The organism is Emcibacter sp. SYSU 3D8 (genome assembly GCF_039655875.1).
Taxonomy (GTDB): domain Bacteria; phylum Pseudomonadota; class Alphaproteobacteria; order SMXS01; family SMXS01; genus RI-34.
This window is the reverse complement of sequence record NZ_JBBYXK010000001.1, coordinates 1,186,202-1,212,020: the sequence shown is the minus strand read 5'-3', so window position 1 is coordinate 1,212,020 and position 25,819 is coordinate 1,186,202. Positions and strand designations below refer to the sequence as shown.

At 66.6% G+C, this 25,819-nt stretch carries 21 protein-coding genes; 14 read left to right on the top strand and 7 right to left on the bottom strand.

Annotated elements, in window-relative coordinates; all coding sequences use genetic code 11:
• Nucleotides 1-21 precede the first annotated feature (21 nt).
• On the bottom strand, nt 22-1,212 hold the full coding sequence (locus WJU21_RS05665) for an MFS transporter (RefSeq protein ID WP_346322397.1): 1,191 nt from the start codon (nt 1,210-1,212) through the stop codon (nt 22-24).
• 242 nt (nt 1,213-1,454) lie between these two features.
• Between WJU21_RS05665 and WJU21_RS05660 the strand changes: the two genes are divergently transcribed.
• Complete coding sequence (locus tag WJU21_RS05660; RefSeq protein WP_346322396.1) at nt 1,455-2,249, top strand: hypothetical protein; 795 nt, start codon at nt 1,455-1,457, stop codon at nt 2,247-2,249.
• Nucleotides 2,250-2,320: 71 nt separating this feature from the next.
• On the opposite strand, the gene WJU21_RS05655 is transcribed toward WJU21_RS05660, so the two are convergent.
• Nucleotides 2,321-2,848, bottom strand: coding sequence for a VOC family protein (locus WJU21_RS05655; RefSeq protein WP_346322395.1), 528 nt, complete (start codon nt 2,846-2,848; stop codon nt 2,321-2,323).
• 136 nt (nt 2,849-2,984) lie between these two features.
• On the opposite strand from WJU21_RS05655, the gene WJU21_RS05650 reads away from it, so the two are divergent.
• Nucleotides 2,985-3,731: a rhomboid family intramembrane serine protease gene (locus WJU21_RS05650; RefSeq protein ID WP_346322394.1), complete on the top strand. Its 747-nt coding sequence runs from the start codon at nt 2,985-2,987 to the stop codon at nt 3,729-3,731.
• Between the two features lie 6 nt (nt 3,732-3,737).
• On the opposite strand, the gene WJU21_RS05645 is transcribed toward WJU21_RS05650, so the two are convergent.
• Nucleotides 3,738-4,034: a hypothetical protein gene (locus WJU21_RS05645; RefSeq protein ID WP_346322393.1), complete on the bottom strand. Its 297-nt coding sequence runs from the start codon at nt 4,032-4,034 to the stop codon at nt 3,738-3,740.
• A 48-nt stretch (nt 4,035-4,082) separates the two neighbouring features.
• Here WJU21_RS05645 and WJU21_RS05640 point away from each other — a divergent pair, with 48 nt between their 5' ends.
• Entirely contained in the window at nt 4,083-5,393 is a 1,311-nt protein-coding gene (locus tag WJU21_RS05640; RefSeq protein WP_346322392.1) for an amidohydrolase, read from the top strand.
• Between the two features lie 276 nt (nt 5,394-5,669).
• On the top strand, nt 5,670-5,999 hold the full coding sequence (locus WJU21_RS05635; RefSeq protein WP_346322391.1) for a hypothetical protein: 330 nt from the start codon (nt 5,670-5,672) through the stop codon (nt 5,997-5,999).
• 1 nt (nt 6,000) lies between these two features.
• Here WJU21_RS05635 and WJU21_RS05630 read toward each other — a convergent pair whose 3' ends face one another.
• The 3 genes from WJU21_RS05630 to WJU21_RS05620 are packed head-to-tail and all read right to left on the bottom strand — an operon-like array spanning nt 6,001 to nt 10,767.
• Nucleotides 6,001-9,102, bottom strand: coding sequence for an efflux RND transporter permease subunit (locus WJU21_RS05630; protein ID WP_346322390.1), 3,102 nt, complete (start codon nt 9,100-9,102; stop codon nt 6,001-6,003).
• Entirely contained in the window at nt 9,089-10,174 is a 1,086-nt protein-coding gene (locus WJU21_RS05625; protein WP_346322389.1) for an efflux RND transporter periplasmic adaptor subunit, read from the bottom strand. Before WJU21_RS05625 ends, WJU21_RS05630 begins: the two co-directional genes overlap by 14 nt.
• A 2-nt stretch (nt 10,175-10,176) precedes the next feature.
• On the bottom strand, nt 10,177-10,767 hold the full coding sequence (locus WJU21_RS05620; RefSeq protein WP_346322388.1) for a TetR/AcrR family transcriptional regulator: 591 nt from the start codon (nt 10,765-10,767) through the stop codon (nt 10,177-10,179).
• Nucleotides 10,768-10,919: 152 nt separating this feature from the next.
• Here WJU21_RS05620 and WJU21_RS05615 point away from each other — a divergent pair, with 152 nt between their 5' ends.
• The 10 genes from WJU21_RS05615 to WJU21_RS05570 all read left to right on the top strand — a co-directional run bounded on the left by WJU21_RS05615 (nt 10,920) and on the right by WJU21_RS05570 (nt 24,779).
• Nucleotides 10,920-11,231 (top strand): hypothetical protein, encoded by a 312-nt coding sequence (locus tag WJU21_RS05615; RefSeq protein WP_346322387.1) that lies wholly within the window; start codon nt 10,920-10,922, stop codon nt 11,229-11,231.
• Nucleotides 11,231-12,016: a glucose 1-dehydrogenase gene (locus WJU21_RS05610; RefSeq protein WP_346322386.1), complete on the top strand. Its 786-nt coding sequence runs from the start codon at nt 11,231-11,233 to the stop codon at nt 12,014-12,016. The genes WJU21_RS05615 and WJU21_RS05610 overlap by 1 nt, the downstream gene beginning before the upstream one ends.
• Nucleotides 12,017-12,025: 9 nt before the next feature.
• On the top strand, nt 12,026-13,975 hold the full coding sequence (locus WJU21_RS05605; RefSeq protein ID WP_346322385.1) for a S9 family peptidase: 1,950 nt from the start codon (nt 12,026-12,028) through the stop codon (nt 13,973-13,975).
• Between the two features lie 153 nt (nt 13,976-14,128).
• Nucleotides 14,129-14,575, top strand: coding sequence for a (2Fe-2S)-binding protein (locus WJU21_RS05600; RefSeq protein ID WP_346322384.1), 447 nt, complete (start codon nt 14,129-14,131; stop codon nt 14,573-14,575).
• Nucleotides 14,576-14,578: 3 nt separating this feature from the next.
• Nucleotides 14,579-16,729: a molybdopterin cofactor-binding domain-containing protein gene (locus tag WJU21_RS05595; RefSeq protein WP_346322383.1), complete on the top strand. Its 2,151-nt coding sequence runs from the start codon at nt 14,579-14,581 to the stop codon at nt 16,727-16,729.
• 92 nt (nt 16,730-16,821) lie between these two features.
• Nucleotides 16,822-18,732: a PQQ-binding-like beta-propeller repeat protein gene (locus WJU21_RS05590; protein ID WP_346322382.1), complete on the top strand. Its 1,911-nt coding sequence runs from the start codon at nt 16,822-16,824 to the stop codon at nt 18,730-18,732.
• Nucleotides 18,733-18,962: 230 nt separating this feature from the next.
• A complete protein-coding gene (locus WJU21_RS05585; RefSeq protein WP_346322381.1) occupies nt 18,963-19,733 on the top strand; it encodes a TIGR02281 family clan AA aspartic protease in 771 nt (256 codons plus the stop codon).
• 105 nt (nt 19,734-19,838) lie between these two features.
• On the top strand, nt 19,839-21,365 hold the full coding sequence (locus WJU21_RS05580) for a class I adenylate-forming enzyme family protein (RefSeq protein ID WP_346322380.1): 1,527 nt from the start codon (nt 19,839-19,841) through the stop codon (nt 21,363-21,365).
• 106 nt (nt 21,366-21,471) lie between these two features.
• Nucleotides 21,472-22,995: a class I adenylate-forming enzyme family protein gene (locus WJU21_RS05575; RefSeq protein WP_346322379.1), complete on the top strand. Its 1,524-nt coding sequence runs from the start codon at nt 21,472-21,474 to the stop codon at nt 22,993-22,995.
• A gap of 251 nt (nt 22,996-23,246) precedes the next feature.
• Entirely contained in the window at nt 23,247-24,779 is a 1,533-nt protein-coding gene (locus tag WJU21_RS05570) for a methyltransferase regulatory domain-containing protein (protein ID WP_346322378.1), read from the top strand.
• Between the two features lie 205 nt (nt 24,780-24,984).
• Here WJU21_RS05570 and WJU21_RS05565 read toward each other — a convergent pair whose 3' ends face one another.
• The gene (locus WJU21_RS05565) at nt 24,985-25,812 is read right to left on the bottom strand and encodes a crotonase/enoyl-CoA hydratase family protein (RefSeq protein WP_346322377.1); all 828 of its coding nucleotides are present in this window, start codon (nt 25,810-25,812) and stop codon (nt 24,985-24,987) included.
• Nucleotides 25,813-25,819 lie beyond the last annotated feature (7 nt).

Genomic DNA, 25,819 nt, shown 5'->3' with positions numbered 1-25,819 from the left:
TGTCCCATTTTGGGGCGGCCCCTAGGCCAGTGCGATCTGCTGCCGGCGCAATCGGTCGGCCGAAACCGCGATCTGCCCGAGCAGGATGCCGCCAATGACGATGAACACGACGGCGACCCAGCCCAGCGCCGGATCGCCGCCCAGATCCTTCACGCGACCACCCACGAACGGTGCGAACGCGGCGGCGAAAGTCATGAAACTGGGAAATGTGCCGGCCATGCGCCCGCTGGGATCGACGACCGAGAACGCCGCCAGCGCGATGGGCAGCATCAGGATCGGCAACACGGCAAAGAGCGGCCCGAAGATGATGTAAACGACGCTCTCGTTCATGTTGCCCAGCATCCAGGCGGAGATGACGAGGCCGGCGATGATAACGCTGATCGGCAGTGTGGCGCTCAGTTTCGAGCCGAGGAACCCGGCGATCAGCGGCCCGATCGCCATGGCGAAGCTGGCGATGAAGAAGATCAGCTTCAAGGTGGCAGGGGGAATGGCGCGTTCGACGCCGATGGTGAAGATCAACATCATCAGCACGCCGTTGCCGAACAGGATCATGGCAAGGCCGATCAGGGCGGCCCAACCGGCCTTCGGAATCGACGGCACTTCCGCGGGGCCGCTGTCGGCGACGATCACCGGTTTTGGCGGTGACGGCACCAGCAACACCAGCGGCAGGGCGATGACGCCGCACAGGGCATAGACGCCGTAAGCGCCTTGCATGCCGTAGGTTTCCAGGGCGGTCGGCACGCCGACGGACAGGAACATGCCCATTACGCCGATGGCGCTGTTGGTCACGCCGAAGGTGACGCGCGGGTTGTCGCTGCGCCCGGCAAGAGACATGGTGAGCGCGATGGCCGGACCAGCGCCGCAGCCGGCGATGAACCGGACGGCCGCGAGGGTGAACAGATCCTGCACGAACAGGGTGGCGAGATTGGCCAGCAGGATCACGAACACGCCGGCCGCGATACCGCGGCGCGGGTCGATCCGGGCGGCGTAGCGCGCCGCGATGAACGACGTCAGCGAGATCGCGATCAGTTCGCCGGCGGCAACGGCGCCGGCCATGGTCTGGGTGGTCTGGAAGTGGCTGCCGATCGCCTGCATGTTGAACGGCATGGCAAGGCCGCCGGCGTAGCCCAGCACCATGACGGCAGAAAGCGCGCCGAGGCCGAGCGGCCGGAGCGACACCAGATGGCTCGCGCCCGAGACGTTTGTAGACACCGCGTTCCTCCCCAAGATCGCGTGATGTGCAACGGTCCCGATGACGCTAACATAGGCCCCCGGAAGCTGTTATCGAAAAAGCGGGCGGTGGCGGATGGTGCGGCGGCATCGCTGAATCCGTGGCGGATTTGCCCTGCGCGAGGCCCGGAGCAGCGGCGATCCGGATGTGCCGGCGCGGTCGCTCCCGGGGGCTTCCCGGCCTATATGTAGTCCTGAACACCATACATGAACGGAGAGCGCCGATGATGGGGCAGGGGTGCAAGACGCCGCGACTGAGGCTCTGGCTGACGGCGGTGGCCGTGAGCCTGCTGGCGGGCTGCGCCGTCTATCCGGACGAGGTCGCCGACAATTATGGCGGCGCCTATTACGGCGGTGGTTTCTACGATTATCCGGGGCATTATTATTCCTATTACCCGGGCTACTACGCCTATTGCCCGCCCGTGCAGGTGCCCCGTCACTACTGGAGCTACTGGCGCCAGCACCGGCACTGGCCGGATGGCTGGCGCCGCGAGCACGCGGGCGACTGGCGTGGCGGCCGTGGTCACGCCGACCGGCCGGGGCGCGGTGGACATGGCCGCCATCAGGATGCCAAGGTCGCGGGTGCCCAGCAGGGCCGGGCCGGGCCTGCATATGTCGGCGGCAAGGGCAAGCCGGACACAGCTCAGGCTGGTCAGGGCACTGGCTACAGGATGCCGAGGCTGGCCAGCAATCCAGCGCAGCTGCGCGGACAATTCAGCCGGGCCCGGGCGGCTGCGCGCCACGAATCCGCCGTCAGCCGCGGGATGCGGCAGGGCGGAGAGGGCAATTGGCGCGGCAGCGACCGGCGCCGCGAGGGCGGTATGTCGAAGGCGGAGCGACGGGACGCCGGTGCGGCTGCGCGCAGCTCTGGCAGGGGCAACAGCCGGTCGGATGGCGGCGCCCGGGGATCGGGCAGCGGTTCACGCGGCTCAGGCTGGAGCGGAGGCTCCGACGGCGGTGGCGGCTGGAGCGGCGGTTCTCGCGGCGGCAACTCCCGCGGCGGTGGCCGCGGCCGCTGAGGACAAGCAAACGGGGCGCCGAGCGCCCCGTTTTTTCGTTCCGGGAATTCGGCCCGGACCGGCGTCGGATATCAGCCCAGGTTCTTGAAGATGTCCTTGCCGTCCCAGGTTTCGGCGGCCTCGCGGATCATGGCGTACATACCGCGCACGCCGGGATGATCCTGATACAGCTCGATCATGTGGCCGAGCGCCTTGCGGGTGTCGGTGTAGCACAGGAACGTGGTCTCGCTGGTCTGGAACTCGTTGGCGATGGGAAAGCCCGCCGCCTCGAAGGCCTTCTTCTCGGCATCGTAATCCTCGCAGAAGATGGCGGTATGGTGGAAGCCTTCCTCGCCCGGCTTGAACATGTCGCGGTAGCAGCTCGGGCCGTCGTTGTGCTGCTGGATGAACTCGATGTTGAGATCGCCCGACTGGACGAAGGCGGCCGAGATGTCGAGCGGCGCCTCGCTGCCCCGATACCAGTTCTTCACCAGCGGGATGTGATCGAACACGAAGAACGGCCCGACGCCGTAAACTTCGTTATAGCGCTTGCACGCTTCGCGCAAGTCATTGACGACATAGCAGTTCTGGACGACGCTGGCGCGATTGAGCAACGGCATGACGGTTCTCTCCCCGAACACGTTGTGAGTCGCGGGTCATACTAGCCACGGTACATTCATGGATAAAGGGAACAATGGGCTCGTTCCGGCATTGAAAGCATGTGCGTGCGTGGCCAGCCCCCTGTAGAATCACCTGATGTTCCCACTTTTTGACGACAATCCGCATGGCGGCCGGTCCTATCTGACCTGGGCCATCATCGCCCTTTGCGTGCTTGTTTACCTCTGGCAGGCCGGGTTGTCGGAGCAGGATGCGCAGGAGGCTGTCTACGTCTTCGGCATGATCCCGGTGGTGTTGTTCAACAGCCTGCAACTGCCCGAAGAACTTGCCGTCATCCCGGCATGGGCGACGCTGTTCACCTCCATGTTCATGCATGGCGGGTTCATGCATCTGGCCGGCAACATGCTCTATCTGTGGATCTTCGGTGACAATGTGGAGATGGTGCTGGGCCGGGGGCGCTTCCTGCTCTTCTATCTGCTGTGCGGCGTGGCTGCGGCACTGACCCAGGCGCTGCTGCATCCCGACTCGAAGATCCCGATGGTAGGCGCGAGCGGCGCCGTCTCGGGCGTGCTGGGCGCCTATTTCCTGCTGTTCCCGCGGGCCAACGTGAAGGTTCTGATGTTCCCGTTCGGGCTGGTGTTCGTGCCGGCGCTGATCGTGCTTGGCCTGTGGTTCGTGCTGCAATTGCTCGATGGCCTACGCGGGCCGTCCGGCGAAGGGGGCGTCGCCTTCTGGGCCCATGTGGGCGGGTTCGTCGCGGGCATGGTGCTGCTGCCGTTTCTCAAGCCGGGGAACATCCCCTATTTCGCCCGCGGCCATCACCGCCCATTCAGCGTCATCCGCAAGAAGCGCGATCCGGCCGACGGCCCCTGGGGGCGGCGCTGACGCGGCTTATGCGTCGGGCGCCAGCCATCCCGCGAGGATATGGCGGGCGTGCCAGGGCTGGGTCTCGGGGTGATGGTGACGCAGGACGGTCACTGCCGCTTCGAAGGCACGCGGGTCGATCACGCCGCTCGCCCGCAACGCCGAATAGGCACGCAGCGCGGCATCGCGACTGGGGCTGCTTTCACTCAAAAGCTCCACCGGAATTCCTTTCATCGCCTGTTTCTTCCTCGGGATTGCGGACGCCGGATGGTCTGGCAGGGTCCACATCGGCGCATTGACCGGGATCAACCGTCTCGACAGCACGGACAGGGCCGCCTAGCCTCGATAGCCCGGCAAAGCGAGGAGCACGGCATGCGGAGAACGACCCTGATGCTCGGCGCGGTACTGACGTTGCCTCTGGCCGCGCCTGCCGCCGCTACCACGCCCGAACAGGCTGCCATCCGTGCGCAGGCCGCGGCCGTGGACGCGCAGGTGATTGCCTGGCGCCGCGACATCCATCAGCACCCGGAACTGGGAAACCGCGAGCACCGCACGGCGAAGATCGTCGCCGATCAGTTGCGCTCGCTGGGCCTGGAGGTGCGCACCGGCGTGGCGCATACGGGTGTTGTCGGCGTGCTGAAGGGCGGATTGCCCGGCCCGGTGGTCGCCCTGCGCGCCGACATGGACGCGCTGCCCGTGACCGAGCCCGCGGGACTGCCTTTCGCCTCCACGGTGAAGGCCGACTATAACGGCCAGCAGGTCGGTGTCATGCATGCCTGCGGGCACGACGCCCATACGGCGATCCTGTTGGGGGCTGCCACGGTACTGGCCGGCCGCCAGGCCGATCTGCCTGGCACGGTGGTGTTCCTGTTCCAGCCGGCCGAAGAGGGCGTGCCAGCCGGCGAAACCGGCGGCGCCAGACAGATGATCGCCGAGGGCGCGCTGGCCGATCCCAAGGCCGACGTGGTGTTCGGCCTGCATACCTGGCCGGGACCGCCGGGGCAGCTTACCGTGCGCAACGGCGGCACCATGGCGGGCTCCGACCAGCTTGCCATCACCGTGCACGGGCGGCAGACTCACGGCGCCATGCCGTCGAAGGGCGTCGATCCGGTGACCGCGTCGGCACAGATCATCCTGGGCCTGCAGACGATGGTGACCCGGCAGATGGACGCTTCGGCGTCCCCGGTGGTGATCTCGATCGGCCGGATATCGGGCGGCGTGCGCCACAACATCATTCCCGACAGGGTCGAGATGTCGGGCACCATCCGCCATTTGGACCCCGAGACCCATGACGCGTTCCTCGACCGCATTCGCGGGACCATCGACGGGATCGCGGAGGTGGTGGGCGCGAGCGCCGATGTGGAGATCAAGCCCTATGCGCCGCCGGTGTTCAATCCGCCCGGCCTGGTGGCGCGGATGATGCCGTCGCTGGAGCGGGTCGGCGCGGGCGCGGGCGGCATTTTGCGGGATGCGCCGGCGACCATGGGCGCCGAGGACTTCGCCTGGTACCAGAAGGAGGTGCCGGGGCTGTACTTTTTCCTGGGCATCAACAAGGCTGACGTGAAGGCCGGTGACGCCGCGCCCAACCACTCGCCGGACTTCCATGTCAACGAGGCCGCGCTGAAAACCGGGGTCGAGGCCATGGTGACCCTGACCCTGGATTACATGGCGGGCGCCAGATAAAGGAGGCCCCGGCCGGGGAGCCGGGGCCAAGTTGGGAGAACGGTACGGCGCGGGAAGCGTCTGCGGGTAAGCAATGTACCGTCCTGCGTCGGCGCGGACGGAGCCCGCGTGTCTGCATCACGATTTCACACCGGCGGGCAAGCGCCCGCATTGATCGCGATCAACGGCGCAGGGGACCGGCGGCGCCAGGGCGCTTTTTTCCGTCGCGGCATGGTCAAACTATCGGCGCTTTCTGGCGCTAGCGGTCGTGCAACGGAAATCGCAAGGGACAGGCAGATGCAGAACGTGGCAGGCATTGGGCTGGTGATCGCCCTGTGCGCCCTGTTCATGGGCGCGCCGTCGTGGCTTGCGGGTGTTGGGCTGCCCTTGCCGTTCGAAGTCAGAGGGGGCGCCGTCAAGCAGCTTGCCGACATGGCCGAGACCGGCGACGTCCAGATCTGCCTCGACGGCGACACGAACGCAGGAGCGACGATCAGCTACGACGGCAACGAGGGCATGCTCGCCTATGGCGATTGCGTGATGGTCCAGGCCCGGAACGTGGCAATCCGCGCCGCGGAGGACAGCCCGAGGGAAACGGTGGTCACCGGCGTCTACGCCATCCAGTAGGTCATTCCGCCGCGGCCGGGCGCCGGCCCAGCAGCCGGCGCGCCAGCCGTTTCACAGGCGTGCCGGCGTCTGCCATCAGCGTATAGGCGACGGGGACGATCAGCAGCGTCAGGAATGTCGAGGACAACAGGCCGCCGATCACCAGCACGCCCATGGGCCGGCGCCACTCGGCGCCGTCAGAGGTCGCGATGGCAATCGGCACCATGCCGAAGACGGCCGACAGCGCGGTCATCAGGATCGGCCGCAGCCGGAGCGGGGCGGCGGCGCGCATGGCCGCCGCCGCGTCCATGCCGCGGGCACGGAACTGGTTGGCGTATTCCACCAGCAGAATGCCGTTCTTCATCACCAGGCCCATCAGCACGATCAGGCCGATCTGGGCAAAAAGGCTGAGGCCGCTGCCGTCCAGCCAGATCAGCAGGAACGCACCGATGAAGGCGAGCGGGGCGCAGAGCATCATGATCGCCGGCTGCAGGAAGCTGTCGAACTGGCTGGCGAGCACCATGTAGATCACCAGCAGAGCCATCAGGAAGGCGAAGCCGATGGCGGCCGTCGATTCCTTCATGGTCTTGACCATGCCCTCCGACCGAACGGTATAGCCCTCGGGGATGTCCATTTCCGATACCAGCCGGCTCAACTCGGCGTCGGACTGTCCGAGCGTGACACCGGTGCTGTTGGCGGCGGTCACCTCGACCATGCGGCTGCGGTTCATGCGGGTGATCTCGACCGGCCCGTTGCCGATGGTGAGGCTGGCCACGTTGTCGAGATCGACCAGGTTGCCCCGGGCATTGGGGATCTGCAGCAGGCTCAGCCGCGACAGGTCGTCGCGCTGTCCTTCCTCCAGCCGTACCCTGACGTCGAAGCGCTCGCCGCCCTCCTGGTAGGTGCCGACGTCGACGCCGCCGACCAGCGCGCGGACCGTGCCGGCCAGCCGGTCGACCGACACGCCCAGATCGGCCGCGGTCTGCCGGTCGACGTGCACCTGAAGCTCGGGCTTGCCGGCCTCGAACGAGGTCTTGACGTCCTGGAAGACGGGCAGGGGACGCATCTGCGCCGCCAATTCCTGGGCAAGCCGGTCCAACTCGTGCAGGTCCTGTCCCTGGAACATCTGGTCGATGGGTTGAGCCGCGCCAGCACCCCCGGAAACCCAGGGAATCTCGGCAAGTTTCACCGATTTCAGCAGGCCGCTGTGCCGGCGCATGGCGGTGCGGACCTTGTCCATGATCTGGAACTGGGACAGGTCGCGGTCGTGCTTGGGCGTCAGGCCCACATAGAAGCTGGCCTTGTTCACCTTGTTCTGGACGCCGGCGCCGACGGTCAGGAACACCGATGCGACGCCCTCGATTTTCTCCACGTCGCGGGCAATGACCTGCGCCACCTTTCGGGTCTGCTCGATGCCGGCGCCCAGCGGCAGCTCGATCTCGGCAGTGAACTCGCTGCGGTCGGTCTGCGGCATGAATTCGTTGGGCACCTGCCCGGCGACCAGGACGCCCAGTACCACCGCGACGAACAGCGCGGTTATGGCGATCCAGCGGCGGCGCAGGGTGGCGTCGAGCATCCGGCCATAGGCGTGCTCCATTCTTACATGGAGCCCCTCGATACGCTGCAGCAGGCCGGCATGATCGTCATGCTTGGCAAGGAAGCGCGAGCTCAGCATGGGAGTCAGGGTCATCGACACCAGGAACGACACCGCCACCGCGAACGACACGGTCAGCCCGTACTGGAAGAAGAATGAGCCGACCAGGCCTTCCATGAAGGCGATGGGCACGAAAACGCCGATCACCGTCAGTGTCCCGGCCAGAACGGCCGCGCCGACCCGGCGGACACCCTCGGAGGCCGCTTCCCTGGGAGGCATGCCTTCCTCGATCAGCCGGTGAATGCTCTCCACCACGACGATGGCGTCGTCGACCAGCAGGCCCACGCATACCGACAACGCCATCATGGTCAGCATGTTGAGGGTAAAGCCGCAGACGTAGAACGCGAAGAAGGTCGACACGATCGCCGTGGGAATGCCGATGGCGACGATCATCGTGCTGCGCGGGTTGAGCAGGAACAGGAAGGTGATGATCACCGCCAGCAGGCCGCCCAGGATCATGTCCATGGTGACATCGCGGATCGACGACTGGATGAACCGGGCCACGTCCTTGGCGATGACCATGCGAATACCCGCGGGCGCTTGCGCCTGCAAATCGCCCAGCGCCTCGCGCACCGCCTCGGCAACGGACACCGTGTTCTTGCCCGACTGGCGCCTGATCTCCAGCGACACGCCGCGCTGACCGCCCAGTTCGGCATAGGTGCGCTCGTCCTCCATGCCGTCCTCGACACGGGCGACATCGCGCAGCCAGATCGGCGAGCCTTCGCGGAAGGCGACCGCGACATTGCCGAATTCGGCGACGGATTCCACCTCGCCCTTGGTCTTGACCGAGAACTCGCGGATGCCGCCGCCCGATTCCATGCGGCCGCCGGGGATTTCGGCGTGTTCGGAGCCGATAGCCGCGATCACCTGCTGCGCCGAGACGCCGAAGCCGCGCAGCCGGTCGATATCGAGCCAGATCCGGACCTCGCGGTCGCGGCCGCCGACCAGTTCCACCGAGCCGACGCCGGGAATGCGCTGCAGCGCCTCCTTGACCGTGTTGTCGGCATATAGCGTCAGGTCGCGGATCGGCAGGTCGCCGGCCACCAGCACCGACATGATCGGCTCGGAATCAGGGTCCACCTTGTCGACGATGGGCGGCTCGGTCTCCTTGGGAATGTCGCCGCGGGCCAGGGCGATCTTGTCGCGGACTTCCTGGCTCTTGGTGTCGACGTTCTCGGACAGTTCGAACTCGATGAAGATCTGGCTCAGCCCCTCGGAACTGACCGAGCGCATGGTCTTGATCCCGGCGATGGTGTTGAGCTTTTCCTCGATCGGGTCGGTGATCTCGGTCTCGACGGTCTCGGGTGTCGCGCCTTCCAGCACGGTCGAGACGGCGACGAACGGATATTCCACGCGGGGAAACAGGTCGATGCCGATCCGGCCGAGCGACAGCATGCCCAGCGCCACCAGTCCCGCGATCAGCATGACCGCGAAGACGGGTCGCCTTATGCAGAAGTCAGCGAGACCCATCGGCCGTTTTCCCCACGATGACGGGCGAGCCGTCCTTGACCTGGGCGAGCGCCGGGCCGGCCAGCGCCGAGTCTCCCGGCATGAGGCCCGACAACACCTCGACCAGCGCCGCGTCCACATCGCGGACCTGGACCGCCCTGCGGCTGGCCACATTGTCCTGCTCGACATAGACGTAGGTGTCTCCGGCCGGGCCGAGCAGTGCCGTGCGCTCGATCACCGCCGCGCGCCTCGGCGCGGGATGCAGGGTCAGTTTGGCGAACAGACCGGGCTTGATGGCAAGATCGGGATTGGGCAGGTGGAGCCTGATTTCCACGCTTCTGGTGCTGGCATCCACCTTGTCGTTGATCACGCCCAACATTGCATCGATCGGCGCCGGAACGCCTTCGACGGCGACGGTTACCCGTGTGTCGGGACGCAGCCGCGGCAGATGGGCGGCGGCCACCTGGGCGATCACCTCGACCGTATCGAGCTTGGCGATTTCCACCACGGGCGTGTTCGATGTGGCGACCTGGATCATGGTGCCTTCATCGACGTAACGCCCGGTGACGATGCCGTCATAGGGGGCGGTGACGGTGGCGTCCGCCAGGTTCTGCCGGGCCTGGGCCAATGAGGCGTCGGCCATCCCGAGCCGGGCGCGGGCGGTGTCGAAACGCGCCTGCACCTCGTCCATGCGGCCCTGGGAAACGACGCCCTTGCCGCGCAGCGACACGGCGCGTTCAAGGTCGCCCGACGCCTGTTTCAGTTCGGCCTGGGCGAGCGCCAGCGCTTGTTCGTGCTCGGCCAGCCGGTTGCGGTAGTCGGCCTGGCGTGTCCGGAACAGCGGCTGGCCCAGGGTCACGTGGTCGCCCACGTCGACGAAAACGGCGTCGATGGTGCCGTCGACCCGGGGCTTGATCTCGGTGATCTTGTCGGCGTGGATCTCGCCTGTAGCCAGGATGGGGTTGACCACGTCCTGCTCGCGCACCGGAATCGCCGTGAGGTGAAGCGGCTCTGCCTCGGGCGCCGTTGCCGACTGCCCGTTGCCGCAGGCAGCGAGCAGGACGGCGGCGATCATGGCGATCGGAAGTTTCATGGCTACACCATTTGCCTGAGAAGTTCCTCGGCAAGATCGTCGGCCAGGACTCCGGTGTCTGTCGTCAGTGACGGATCGAGCGCCGGGAGGATCGGCGCGAACACGCAATAGCCGTGGATCAGCGAGATCAGATAGGCCGCCGTCCGGACGGGGCTGCCGCCAGGCGCCAGTTCTGCCAGCAGTGCCGTCATGTGGGTGAAGGGGCGGGCGAAGATATCGCTGATCAGGCGTTCAAGCCGTTTCACGTCGCCATCCAGCAATTCCCGCTGCAGCAACCGCGCCGCGACGGGATCACCCGCATTGGCCTCGACCAGCGCCGACAACAGGGACTTCAGCCTCTCGCGCGGCGATCCGCCCGCCTGCAGCGCCTGCTCGATCAGCGTCACCCGGCGACTGAACACCTCCTTGACCGCGGCAAGATAGAGCGCCTCCTTGTCGGGATAGTGGTTGTAGAGACTGGCCGCCCGCATGCCGGCAGCCTGGGCGATGTCGCGCATGGACACGGCAGCGAAGCCGCGTTCGGCGAACAGGGGTGCGGCAACGGCGGCGATCCGCTCCCGGCTGGTGCAATCGGCGGTGGTCTGGGTGGACATCTGGATTCACTAACTAACGTTCGTTAGGTGAAATTAATGGTGGTCATCCGAAGGTCTGTCAAGCGAACCGGACGGTGACCGGGTGTTTGCCGATTTACCGGCCGGTCAGCTGCTCCTAGAGTGATCGTGCAACCGGGGAAGGATATGCCGGCATGGCCAGATTGATCGTCGCACTGGGAATCCTGTTTTTTCTTGGAGTCGGAGTCTGGGCATATTCGACCGGCGCGCCGCTGGACTGGGGCGCGTTTACCGCCGATCCGTGGGTGGCGCTGGGCATGGCTGACCTGACCTTTGGCTTCCTGCTTTTTTCCGTGATCATCGGGCTGGCGGAAGGGTCTGTGCTGCGCGCGGCCCCGTGGATCGTTGCATTATTCATCGTTGGCAATCTGGTTTCGGCGGTATACCTGCTGGTCAATCTCAACAGAATCGGATCCGCACTGCGGCGGACAAGGGAAGGGGCCTGATGGACGGCAAGGGGAAGGTCGCGATCGTCACCGGCTCGGCGACGGGTGTCGGCGCGGAAGTTGCGCGGCAGCTGGCCGAGCGCGGCTGCAACGTGGTGATCAACTACACCAAGAGCGAGGCCGAGGCGAAGGAAGCCGAGGCGGCCTGCAAGGCGCTGGGCGCCGAGACCCTGATGGTCCAGGCCGACGTGTCGGTCGATGCCGATTGCCGCCGCATGGCGCAGGCCGCGCTCGACAAGTGGGGGCGTGTCGACGTGCTGGTCAACAATGCGGGCACCTCCAAGTTCGTCGCGCATCACGACCTCGAAGGCCTGACCGCCGAGGACTTCCAGCGCATTTACGCGGTCAACGTCATCGGCCCTTACCAGATGACCCGCGCGGTCGCGCCCGCCATGCAGAAGCAGGGCGCCGGTTCGGTGGTCAACGTGTCGTCGCTGGCGGGCGTTCGCGGCGTCGGCAGCTCGATCGCCTATGCCGCCTCGAAGGGCGCGCTCAACAACATGACCATGTCACTCGCCCGCGCCTTGGGGCCGGAGATCCGGGTCAACACGGTGTGCCCGGGCTTCATCGACACGCGCTGGCTGCGCAGCGGACTGGGCGACGAGACCTTCGAGAAGCTGCGCGCGTCGGTGGCGAAGGCCAATCCGCTCAAGGAAGCCAGCACGCCGGCCGAGGTGGCCGAGCCGATCGTCTATTTCGCGCTGAGCGCCCGCCATACGACGGGTGAAACCCTCCTGGTCGACGCCGGTACCCATCTGGGCGCGTCGATGCGGGTAGAACGCTAGGCGACCCGATTGACGAGAAAGCGTGGCCTCATCTACTGGCTTGGCCCGCTTCTCGGCGCGGCGGCGGTTACCTTCGTCGCGTGCTCCCGGGACGACCCCTATGTGGAAACCCCGGCGTCCCATCCGGCGCTGGCTCAGATCCACCTGCCGCCGATCCTGACGCGCCAGGAACTGTTCGGCGAGCGGCGCGAGCCGTTCGCCTGGCGTCTGTCCGATGACGGCGCATTGCTCGCCTGGCTGGAGCCGGGCCAGGCCCATCGCACGCGGCTGCTGATCGAGACGCTGGCGACGCGTCAGCGGCGGACCATCGAGCTGCCCATGAAGCCGCAGGACATCAGCTGGGGGCCGGGCGCGACCACGTTGTTCCTCGACGTCGACACCATGGGCAACGAGCACTTCCGGACCTATGCGGTCAGGCTGGAGGACCCCAACCCGCTGCCGCTGCCGCTGTCGCCGGAGAGCGTGACCACCGAGGTCGAACAATATTGGGGCGCCGATCTGGTGGTCAGCGACAACCGGCGCGACCGCGACCTGATGGACGTCTATCGCCGCAACCTGCGCGACGGCAAGGAGACCCGGATCGCCCGCAACCCCGGAGACGTGATCGACTGGCACGCGCTGCGCGACGCCGGTCTGTTCGCCCGCACCAGGCGGGTCCCGTCCGGTGGCGTAGAGATCGACGTCCTGCGTGGCGGCGCGTGGGTAAAAAAGGCCGATGTGGCGGTGGAGGAGACTTTCCAGTTCATCGGCAACCGAATCATCGGCGGCGGCGTGCTGGCGCTGTCCAACCGGGGACGAGACAAGGTGGCGCTGGTCCGGTTCTCGCTCGCCGATGGCAGTGAGAAATTGCTTTATGCCGAGCCCGATGCCGACGTGGAATGGGTCTGGCGCACCGGTCCGGAGAATCGGCCGGTGGTCGCCGAAGCCTATCCTGCCCGGCGCGCCGCGCATTATTTCGACGCGGTGCTGGGTAGCGCATTGCACGATCTTGCGGGTGATGATCCGCGGACGGTGGCGTCCATCGAGGATCTGGACTCGCTGGGGCGGCGGGTGGTCGTCAACGTGGCGTCCGACGAAGGCCGCACGGAAATCTGGCTTGTCGACCGGCAGAGTGGCGAGCGCCGGCTGCTGCACAAGGACGAACGCGGCCGTCGCGCCGAAAATTTCGCCAGGACCGAGCCCTTCCAGTTCACGGCCCGCGACGGCCTGGAGATCCATGGCTACGTCACGGTGCCGCGCGGCGGCGAGGGCAGGCGGTTGCCGGCGATCGTCTGGGTCCATGGCGGGCCGTTCGCCCGCAGCTACTGGGGCTTCGATCCCATGGTCCAGTTCCTCGCCAACCGGGGCTATGTGGTGATCGACGTCAACTACCGGGGCTCGACGGGCTACGGCAAGAAGTTCATGGCCGCCGCCCGCGGCGAATTCTCGCGCAAGATGAACACCGATCTGGTCGACGCGCTGGACTGGGCCATTGCGCGAGGCATGGTCGACAAGGACCATGTCGCCATCGGCGGCGCATCCTATGGCGGCTGGGCAGCGCTGGTAGGACTTGCCGAGGCGCCGGACCGCTTCGTGGCCGGCATTTCCATCAATGGTCCATCGGATCTCACCAGCCTGGTCGCCTGGCTGTCGCCGACTGTCAGTATCTGGACGGTTTTCGCCGGCAACCCCGACCGGCCAGGTGCCGTCGCCGACATGGACAGCCGGTCGCCGCTGCAGAATGCCGAGAAAATCGTCGATCCGGTGCTGATCATCCACAGCACCGAGGATGACCGTGTGCCCATCAACCACGGCGAGCGCATGGCCCAGCGGCTGCATGCGCTGGGCCGCCCGGTCGAGACCATGTGGGTGCCCGGCGAAGGCCATGCCATGGCCACGCCGGAGCGGTTCGAGGCGGTTGCCGACCGGATGGAACATTTCCTCGCCCAGCACCTTGGCGGACGGGTCTCGAGACAGTAAAAGCAGCGGCAACGCGCCGGGCGCGAGACGGGCAGTTGGCGGATGCCACAATTCACTCTAACTTCGCTTTCGAGGCAGCCTGCGTTCGCTCGAACGGGGACGATCTGCACGGGCGCGTGATAACGGCAGCCAACGAGGGGGATTGGGAAATTCATGACGTTTTCGATCAAGGTGAACGGCTCGCAGCACAGTGTCGACGTTGACGGCGATACGCCGCTGCTGTGGGTCCTGCGCGACAATCTGGGCCTGACCGGCACCAAATATGGTTGCGATGCGGGCCTTTGCGGCGCCTGCACGATTCACCTTGGCGGCGTCGTCACGCGCAGCTGCGGCGTCGCCGTGCAGGATGCCGGCGACCGGGAGATCGTCACCATCGAGGCGCTGGGCGGATCGCATCCGCTCCAGGATGCCTGGGTCGAGAAGGACGTGTCCCAGTGCGGCTACTGCCAGGCCGGCCAGATCATGACCGCGGCGGCGCTGGTCGCCAACGGCGCGAAGCCGACGGACGCCGAAATCGACGCCGCCATGACCAATATCTGCCGCTGCGGAACCTATAACCGCATCCGGGCAGCCATCAAGCGCGCCTCGGGGCAGGTGTAGGACATGGCCATGACCAGAATCGTCAATGTCTCTCGCCGTGGTTTCCTCAAGGGCGCGTCGGCCGCCGGCGGCGGCCTCGTGCTCGGCGTCTCCTTGCCGGTATTCGACGCCTTCGGCCAGTTGGTCGCGCCGGCCCAGCCAGGCCGGCTCAACACCTTCGTCCAGATAGATCCTGACGGCACGGTGACCATCACGCTGCACCAGGCCGAGATGGGCCAGGGCGTGCAGACCTCGCTGCCGATGATCGTCGCCGAGGAACTCGAGGCCGACTGGAGCAAGATCAAGGTGGTGCATGCCGACGCGGTCCCCGAGAATGGCATGGAGCCGGCTGCCATGGGCACCGGGGGCAGCCGTTCGGTGCGGGTCAATTTCGAGCCGCTGTCGAAGGCTGGCGCCACCGCGCGGCAGCTGATGGTGCAGGCGGCGGCAAATCGCTGGGCCGTGCCGGTCAGCCAATGTACGGCGAGCAATGGGGCCGTCTCCCATCCCAGTGGCAAGACCGCCACCTATGGCAGCCTGGCGCGCGGCGCGGCGACCCTGGCCCCGCCGCAGAACGTGGCGCTCAAGGCGGCCGCCGACCGGCGGATCGTGGGCAAGCCCACAACCCGGCTCGATGCGCGGGCCCACGCCACGGGCGCCGCATCATTCGGCATCGATGTGGGCATGGCCGACCTGCTGGTCGGTACCGTGGTTCATTGCCCGGTGTTCGGCGGCAAGCTCAAGGCGCTCGATCCGGCGCCCGCCATGGCGATCCGGGGCGTGCTGCGCGTGATCCCCAAGGATGATTATTTCATCGTTGTCGGCACTGGTTTCTGGCCGGCGAAGAAGGGCGCGGCCGCGCTGGCGCCGCAGTGGGACGCGGGCCCGGGCGGCAAGAATTCCAGCGAGAAGATCGACACGTTGTTGCAGGCGGCGCTGAAAAAGCCGGGCGCGGTGGCTGTCGACCGCGGCGACAGCAAATCGGCCGCCAAGTCGGTCAAGAAGAGCTTCAGCGCCACCTACCAGGTGCCGCTGCTGCACCATGCGACCATGGAACCCATGAACGCGACGGCCTGGGTTCAGGGCGACAGGATCGAGGTGTGGGCGCCGACCCAGAACGCGGGCCGCGAGCGTTATTCCATCGCCGAGGAGTTCGACGCCCGGCCCGAAAACGTGAATGTTCACGTGCCCTATATGGGTGGTGGTTTCGGCAGGCGCATCGGCATGAGCTTCATCCGCCCCGCCATCGTGGCGTCGAAGGTCATGGGCAAGCCGGTCAAGGTGATCTGGACCCGGAACGAGGACATGGCCCATGGCATGCTGCGGCCCTGCGCCATCAGCAAGTTGACCGCCGGGCTCGACGAATCGGGCCTGCCGGCGCTGTGGAACAACCGCCTGGTGGTGCCCTCGATCGCCGAGCAACTGGCGCCGACGCGGGTCATGAACGACGTCGACCCGATTTCCGTCTTCGGCGCCGATGCGCCGGCCTACAGCCTGCCGAACCTCAAGCTGGATTACGCCATGCCCCAGGCCGGCGTGCCGCTGGGCTTCTGGCGATCGGTGCCGCACAGCTACAACGCCTTCTTCATCGAAAGCTTCATCGATGAACTGGCGCGCGAGAACGGCGCCGATCCGGTGGCCTACCGGCGGTCGCTGATGACCGCCTATCCGCGCCATCTGGCGGTGCTGGAACGCGCGGCCAAGGAAGCCGGATGGGATACGCCGCTTCCGGCCGGGCACGGCCGCGGCATCGCCGTGCATGAGAGCTTCGGCTCGATTTGCGCCCAGGTGGTCGAGTTGACCATGCCAAGCCCGGCAACCATCAAGCTGACCAAGCTGACGGCGGTGGTGGATTGCGGCCTTGCGGTCAATCCGAGGGGCATCGAGACGCAGATCGAAGGCGGCATGGTCTTCGCGCTGACCGCTGCCATGTTCGGCCGCATCGACATCAAGGACGGCGCGGCGGTGCAGAAGGACTTCGACACCTACAAGATGGCGCTGATGGCGCACATACCCCCGGTTTCCGTGCATATCATGGAAAGCGGACCGATCGGCGGCATCACCGAACCGGGCGTGCCGCCGCTGGCGCCGGCGCTGACCAATGCCATCGTCGCCGCTGGCGGCAAGCGCATCCGCAAGCTGCCGCTGATGGACGAGGGTATCGGTCTGGTCTGAACCGGGCAACCAGCCGGCATCGCCAGCAGCCACGCGCGCTTGCGTGGCCTCGTGCGGCCATGGCACGATCCGGGCTGTATGGGGAGATCAAGATGACGAAGTCAATGGGTCTGGTCGTGGCGGGCGTTCTCGCGCTTCTGCTCGCGGCGTGCGGCAAGTCCGACGAGACGCCGCCGGTGTCCGCGCCGGTAGAAGCGCCGGTGGAAGCGCCGGCGACGGCACAGATGACGCTGCCTGCCGCCACCGCCGACGCCGGCAAGGCGGTCTACCTGTCACTGTGCGCCAATTGCCACGACGGCCAGGTCCCGAAGGCGCCGCATATCTCCATGCTGCAGATCATGTCGCCCGAATCGATTTACCGGGCCATGACCGTGGGCGTGATGCAGGACGAGGCAGCCAGTCTCGACGACACCCAGAAGCGCGACGTGTCGCAATACCTGGCCGCCCGCGCCTTCGGCACCGCTGCGGCGCAGGCGGGGCCGTCATGTACGGGCAAGGCCGCCGCGTTCGACCGCGCGGCGACACCGGCCCTGACCAATTGGGGGCTGCAGCGCACCAATACGCGGCTGCTCCCGGCCGGCCTGTCCCGCGAGGATCTGCACGGATTGAAGCTGCTGTGGGCGTTCGCGTATCCGGACGCCCTGCGTGCCCGTTCCCAGCCGGCGCTGGCCGCCGGCGCGGTGTTCGTCGGCAGCCATGACGGCACCGTCTTCGCGCTGGATCAGGCGACCGGTTGCGTGCGCTGGACCTATAGCGCATCCGCCGAAGTGCGCACCGGCATCGCGATCAGCCCGTGGACGGCGGGCGATGCCGATGCCCGGCCGGCACTGTATTTCGGCGACCTGCTCGGCAATGTCTACGGCGTCGAGGCGTTCACCGGCCGCGAATTGTGGCGCGTGCGCGCGGATGACCATCCCAACGCGACGATCACCGGTACGCCGTCGCTCCATGACGGCCGGTTGTATGTGCCGGTATCGTCGCTCGAGGTCACGCCCGCCCTGGACCCCAGATTCGAATGCTGCAAGTTTCGGGGATCCGTGGTCGCCTACGACGCCGCCTCGGGCGCGAAGCTCTGGCAGACCTACACCATCGAGACACCCCCGGCCGTCACCGGCAAGAACAGGTCGGGCACCGATATGTACGGCCCGTCAGGCGCACCGATCTGGAACAGCCCGGCCATCGACGAGAAGCGCGGTCAGCTCTATGTGGGCACCGGCGAGAACTATTCGTCGCCGGCCACCCTGACCAGCGACGCGATCTTCGCCATCGACCTGGAAAGCGGCAAGGTCAACTGGCACTACCAGGCAACGCCCAACGATGCCTGGAACACGTCCTGCGACAGCGCCACGCCGGACAACTGCCCGAAGGAAGGCGGTCCCGACTTCGACTTTGGCGCCGCGACCGTGCTGGCGTCGCTCAGCGACGGCCGCGACCTGGTGCTGGGCGGCCAGAAATCGGGCCTGGTCACCGCGCTCGACCCCGACACCGGCAAGCTGGTGTGGAATACCAAGGTGGGACGCGGCGGCATCCAGGGCGGCATCCATTTCGGCATGGCTGCCGAGGGTGACGTGCTCTATGTGCCGATCAGCGACGGCGAGGATGGGCGCACCTATCCGGAAGAACGCCGCCCGGGGCTCTATGCACTGGATATGAAGACCGGTCAGTATGCCTGGAAATGGCCGGCCGTCGATGTCTGCAAGGGCCGTGAATTCTGCGAGCCTGGTATCTCTGCCGCCATCACCGCGATGCCGGGCATGGTGCTGGCGGGCGGCATGGACGGCGTGCTGCGGATCCATGACGGCGCGACCGGCAAGGTACTCTGGGAGAACGACACGACTGCCGGTGTGACCGCCACCAGCGGCGCCACGGCACATGGCGGCTCGATCGGTGGCGCGGCCGGGCCGGTGGTGGCGAATGGCCGCCTGTTCGTCAATTCGGGCTATGGCATCTATGGCCACATGCCGGGCAATGTTCTGCTGGTCTTCGGCATCGGAAAGCAATGATGCGGTCAATGAACAGGGATCAAAAAGCCGTGAACCGGCCGCCCCACTGGCCAACCGGCGCCGCCGGTCGTTCGCACGTGCATATCAAGACCGGTCGGTCTATATGACGGTGGTCTGTGCCGGGCCGGCTCCCGCCGGTTTCCTGGGTGGCGTGCTGGTCGTTACCGCTCGCCACGGCCGACAGCTCCACGTGCCGGACAGTGTCCTGCCGGTATTCGGTAAGGAATAGAATGGTGGCGCCGCAACCCAATTGGGAACACCATTACGACGAGCCTCCGAAGGGCAGAGGAGGCTGCTTCTGGACGCTGATCCTGCTGGTGCTGGTCGCCGGTCTGGTCGTCGGACTGCTGGTCGCGTTCCCCAATGCGCCAGGCATCGGCGAACAGGCTGCCGGCCTCGGCGATCAAATGCCGCGGCTGGTCTATCTCGTCGCCCTGCTGTCGATCCTGGTTGTAAGCCTGGGGGCCAGTTTCGCCGACAGTCCCGGCCGCACGCTCCGCCATATCGGGATCTGGGTTGCCATTGGCTCGGCGATCGCGCTGCTCTATGCGTTCCGGGGTGAGTTCGGGATGGCGCGGGACCGGGTCGTGGGCAATGCCTTGCCTGCCCAGGGTGTCGCCACCGTCACGCCGACCGAGCGATCGGTGACGCTCTATGCCCAGGGCGGTCACTTCTTCGCCGAGGCCGAGGTCGAGGGCAAGAAGATCATGTTCATGGTCGACACCGGCGCCAGCGTAATCGCCCTCAGCCGGGCCGATGCCCAACGGCTCGGGATCACCCCGGCGCCGCGGGATTTCAATCATCTGGTGAACACCGCCAACGGCACAACCCGCGGTGCGCGCGTCTCGCTCGACAGCGTCGCCATCGGCCCCATCGATCTCCGCAATGTCGACGCCATGGTGGTCGAGGGCGAGATGCTGGGCTCGCTGCTGGGCATGAGCTTCCTCAACCGGCTTTCCGGGTACCAGGTGAGCGGCGACCGCCTTGTCTTGCGACAATAGGCGCGGCAGCCATGCCGCCGGGCCGCCTGCCCAAATGCCGGTTGTGCGGCGGTGGCCGCTTGACGCACTATCCGGCTGATTTTCGTTATTCGCGGTGAGACCAACGTGCCTGCCTTCCCCAACCTGACCGACGCGATCTTCGACCATGCCGAGAAGCATCCGAAGTTGGTTGCGCTCGAGGATGTTACCGGCCGCCTGACCTACAAGCAGTTCGCCAATCTGATCGGCCGGGCCAGCGTCTGGCTGCGCAGCCTCGGCATCGAGGCGGGCCAGCCCATCGGCGTCCGTCTGACCAATAGTGCCGATCATCTCATCCTGTCGCTCGCCTTGATGCGGATCGGCGCGGCCAAGGTCGAGTTCGGCATCGGGAGCGACGGAAAGCAGTTCGATGCCACAGTCCGGGCCCTGAACGTGACGACGCTGTTCATCGAACCGCCCGCCAAGGCCATCGGCAACGTCCGCTGCATTACCATCGATGCGGGGTGGCGCAGGATGCTGGCCGGCTTCAAGGGTGACTGCCGCCATGACGCCGAGACTCCCGAGCCCAGCGATATCCTGCTGTCCTCGGGCAGCACCGGGCCGGCCAAGGGCGTGCCGTGCACCCATCGGATGACCCTGGGTCGGCTGGCGGACTGGTATCCGGCATGGCACAAGGCCGGCATGGTCTCGGAGGATTATTCCGGCAGCTTTCTGCTCGCCTCAAGCATGAGTTTCTCGGGCTTCCTCACCGGGCTGCTGTCCCGGCTGGTGACCGGCGGCAAGATCGTCATCCTGCCCGAATTCGCCAAGTTGCTGGACTTCGTGCGCGCCATCCAGTCGCACGAGGACGCAATCCTGATCGTGACGCCGGGCATGTGCCAGGAGCTGCTGTCCTGCGCCCCGGACGAGGGCCTGCTGTTCCCGGACATGCGCTGCATCATCTGCACCGGCACGCCGTTGCCGGCCCAGGCCAAACGCGACGCCATCCGGTCGCTGACGCCCAATTTCACCGAGATGTATGGCAATGCCGGAGCGGGCCTGGTGGCTGCGCTCTATCCGGAGGACATTCCCGGCCACGCCGACAGCGTCGGCCGTGTGCTGTCCACCGTTGCAGTCGAGGTCGTCGACGGCGACGGCCGCCCGGTGGGGCCGAACGTCGCCGGACACCTGCGGTGCAAGGGAGGCGGGGTTGCGGACGATCTGATCGGCAATTCGGGCAGCGGCGGCGGCCTCGAGGGCGTCCGCGACGGCTGGTACTATTCCGGGGATCTCGCGGCCATCGATGACGAGGGCTACCTGCATCTCAAGGGACGGGCGGCCGATGCCGTCGTCCGGCGCGGGGTGCAGGTCTTCCCGGCAATCGTCGAGATGGCGCTGATGTCCCATCCCGATGTGCGGGAGGCGGTCGTGCTGGGCATCGGCCAGGGCGCGGATGCCCAGGTCGTCGCCGTGGTCCGTGCCGCGATGCCGCCGCCGGAGCCGAAGGCCATGCTGCGTTACTGTATTGACCAGGTGGGTAACGCGCAGACGCCCAATCACTTCATGCTCGTCAAGGAGATGCCGCGCACCGCCGCCGGCAAGATCGACCGGGCAAAGGTCAAGGCGTTGGTCGTCAAGGAGCTGGAGGGGGTGCGGCGCCGGGCCGACACCTAGACGTCACTGCCTCGCGGCGGCATGCCGCGACAGGGCGAAACAGGCCAGGGTCCGGCACTCGCGCCGCGCCGCAGGCCGCCATATATGCCGCTACAGGAAGTCCGCCGTGCCCGACACATTCAACAACTTCACCGACACGATCTTCAACCACGCCGTCCGCATGCCCCGGGCGATCGCGCTTGCCGACGATTACGGGAAGCTGACCTGGAAGCAACTGGCCGATCTGGTGGGACGCGCCAGCGTCTGGCTGGACAGTCTGGGAATCGCGCCGGGCGATCCGGTCGGCGTGCGCATGACCAACAGTATCGACCACATCATCCTGTCGCTGGCGCTGATGCGCGTCGGCGCGGCCAAGGTCGAGTTCAGCACCAGCGAATCCGGCCGGAAGTTCGACGCAATGATCGAGACGCTGGGGATCCGGACGCTGTTCGTCGAACCGCCGGCCCGGTCGCTGGGCGGACTCCGAAGCGTGAATGTGGGGCTGGACTGGCGTGAAGGGCTGTCTGCGTTCAAGGGCGACCACAAGCATCCCGACGACTTCGAACCGTTCGACATTGCCCTGTCATCGGGCAGCACAGGCCAGCCGAAGGGCTATCCCCTCGGCCACGCGCAGCAACTTCGCCGCATGGAAGATTACCTGGAGGCGCTCGGCGCGGTCGGCGTGTTCTCGAATGACGGGACCGGCAACTTTCTGTTGACCTCGAGCATGAGCTTCGGCGGTTTTCTCTATACCCTGATGAACCGGCTGGGAAATGGTGGCCGGGTTACGGTGCTGCCCGAATTCGTAAGGCTCATGGACCTGGTGCGCGCGATCCAGGCGCAGAACGACGCCGTGCTGATCCTGACCTCGGCCATGTGCGAGGACCTGCTTTCCTGCGCCCAGGAAGAGGGTGTCCTGTTTCCCAAAGCGCGGGCCATCCTGTCCCTGGGCTCGCCGCTGGCGGCGCGGACCAAGCGCGGCATGCTCAGCCGGGTCACGCCGAATTTCGCGGAAGCCTATGGCGGCACCAGCTGCGGTCTGATCAGCGTGCTGCGCCCGGAAGACATGCTCGATCATGCCGACAGCGTCGGCCGGTTGTTCGCGGGAGTCGAGGTCGAGATCGTCGATGCCGAGGACAAGCCCGTGGCGCCCGGCGTGACAGGCCATCTGAGGTGCCGCGGCTCCGGCGTCTCGCCGGAGGTGATCAGCGAGGCGCCGCAAGGCCGCTTCGAGGGCTTCCGGGACGGCTGGTGCTATCCCGGGGACCTGGCTGCCATCGACGGTGACGGCTATGTCTATCTGCGCGGCAGGGTTTCGGAAGTGGTGCGGCGGCACGGCGTGGATGTCATGCCGACGACGGTCGAACTGGCGCTGATGTCGCATCCGGGTGTGCGCGAGGTCGCGGTGATCGGGGTCACCCGTGCCGGCGCGTCCGACATCATCGCGGTGATCCAGCCAAGCGGAAAGCCTGACCCGCAGGTGTTCCACAGCCACTGCATCGACAAGCTGGGCGCGGGGCAGGCCCCGGGCGGCTATCTGTTCGTCAAGGCGTTTCCGCGCACGTCCGGCGGCAAGATCGACCGGGCGAAGCTGCGCGAGAAGATACTCGGCGAGGCCGCCGCCGCGGCAGCGGGGCGCCGAAGCGCATAGCGCGCCTGCCTCGTTACGCCGGCGCAGTGCCGCGGCGCGCCGGTGGAACGGGGCTCCGGGCCGGTGCCGGGCGGCTACATGACGCAGAAATATCGGGCCTCCCCTCAACACAACCCTTGATATTCCGGCGCGGAACCTTCCAATAGGGGCGCTGCGCCATTGCCTCGGGCATTGACGCCGCGCGTGAGCGCGGCAATCGGTCTCAGAGTGGGCAAATCCCGGCGATCGAGTGGAACAAGAGGGGGAATCCCATGTCTGATTGGGCTGAAGGCTATCTGGTCGAAATCGGCTACACCTACGGATATTACAGCGAGCTGAATCCGCTGAGGGCGCGGCTGCCGCTGCTGAAGACAGGCTACGCGCCGCCAGCGATCGGCGCCGCCTGCGAGCTGGGTTTCGGCCACGGCATCAGCGCCAACATGCACGCCGCCGCCGGCACCGCCGAGTGGCACGGCACCGACTTCAACCCGTCCCATGCGGCCTTCGCCCAGGACATGGCCGCCGCGGGCACCGGCGCCAAGCTGTATGACGAGGCGTTCGCCGACTTCTGCAACCGGTCCGACCTGCCCGATTTCGACTTCATCGGCCTGCATGGCATCTGGAGCTGGATCTCTGAATCCAACATGCAGCACATCGTCGATTTCCTGCGCCGCAAGCTGAAGGTCGGCGGCATCTGCTACATCAGCTACAACACCTATCCGGGCTGGAACACGGTGGCGCCGATCCGCCACCTGCTGACCCAGCATGCGGCGACCATGTCGGCCGCCGGACTGGGTGTCCAGAGCCGGGTCGACGCGGCGCTGGATTTCGCCGACTCATTGATGAACACCAACACGCTCTACGGCAAGGCCAACCCGAACGCGGCGGCGCGCCTCAAGGGCATCCGCAGCAACGACCGCTCCTACCTGGCGCACGAATACCTGAACGAGTGCTGGGTGCCGATGTACTTCTCGGAAATCTCGAAGATGCTGTCGTCGGCCAAGCTGAATTTCGCCTGCACCGCGACCTACCGGGAACACATCGACGCGCTCAACCTGACGGACGAGCAGCAGACCATGCTGCGTAACATTCCCGACGCGACCTTCCGCGAGACGGCGCGCGACTTCATGGTCAACCAGCAGTTCCGCCGCGACTACTGGGTGCGCGGCGGCCGCGGCCTGTCGTCCATGCAGCAACTCGACATGCTGCGCGACGAGCGGCTGGTACTCAACGTGCCGCGCGAGGGCATCAAGCTCGAGGCCAGCGGCTTCCGCGGCGCGGCGACGCTGAACGAGGACGTCTACAAGCCGGTGCTCGATATCATGGCCGATGGCCAGCCCAAGACGCTGGGCGAGATCGAGGCGGCCCTGAAGCCGGACGGCAAGACCTTCAACCAGGTCGTGCAGGCCGCTCTCGTGCTGATCGGCAAGGGCGACGCGTCTCCGGCCCATCCGCCCGAGACAGTCGAGGCGGTGCGGCCCAAGACCGAGGCGCTCAACAACAAGATCCTGTCCATGGCGCCATCGGGCCGGCAGGTGAACTATCTGGTCAGCCCGGTCACCGGCGGCGGCATGCATGTCAACAACATCGGCCAGCTTGTACTGCTGGGCCGCCAGAAGGGCCTCAAGACCAACGAGGCATGCGTCGACTTCGCCTTCGAGCAATTCAACGCCCAGGGCAAGCGCATGGCGCGCGACGGCGTCGCGATCAGCGACCCGGCGGAGAACAAGGCCGAATTCGTGCGCGAGGCCACGGCCCAGCTGGAGCGGACCCTGCCGATCTATCAGGCGCTCGGCGTCGCCTGAGGGCTGGCGCCCGTGACATGGCCCCGTCTCGCGGCCCGGCGCTCGGCCGGCTGCGAGACGGGGCTTTTTCCGACCTGTGCGCTGCCCGGCGCGTTCGCGCCGGAAAGCCGGCCAAGTAACAAATCCGTCATTTCATTGAGGCCGCGGCCAGCCGGCGATCTGTGGCACGGCCGCCACGGCGCATTGGGGCCCGATTGAGGCAGGTTTAGCGTCCTGTAAACCGCGCCTTGCGCCGCTCCACGAACGAGGCCACCCCTTCCTTGACGTCGTCGCTGTCCCGCAGCCGGCCGCTCGCGGTGCCGAGCTCGGCGGTAGCGGCGTCGAAACCCTCGACATGCGCCTTGCGGCCGTTGGCGATGACCGCCTGGACGGCAAGCGGCGCCTGTTCCGCGATACGGCGGGCCAGCACCAGCGCGCGGTGCAGCACCGCCTCGGGATCGACCACTTCCTGGACGAAGCCAAGGCGCAGCGCGGTTGCCGCGTTCATCTCGTCGCCGGTCAGCAGGTAGCGCATGGCATTGCCCCAGCCGGCACGCTCGATCATCCGCGGTGTGCCACCACATGTGGGCATCAGACCGCGCTTCACCTCAAGCTGTGCGATTCGCGCGTCCGAGCCGCAGATGATGAAATCGGCCGCCAGGGCCAGTTCGAATCCGATGGTAAAGGTAATGCCGCGCACCGCCGCGATCACCGGCTTGGTCCGCAGCGGCGGATACAACCCGACCGGATCGAGCAGCGAGCGGTCGAACAGCGGCCGGCCGCGGTCGATATTCGGCAGGTCCAGACCGGCGGTGAAATGCTTGCCCGTGCTGTGCAGGACCGCGCAGCGCCAGGGGCCGGCCTCATAGTCCGCATAGGCCCGCGACAGCTCGTCGAGCATCTTGTTGGTGAAGCCGTTGAGCTTGCGGGGACGGTCGATGCCGACCAGCAGGACATCCCCATGCGCTGCAGTAACGATGCGGCCAAGCGCATTATTGTCGTCTCCATGCCCGGATTCCGCCGGTTTTCCACTTTCCGACTGTTTTTTGACCATGTCGAAT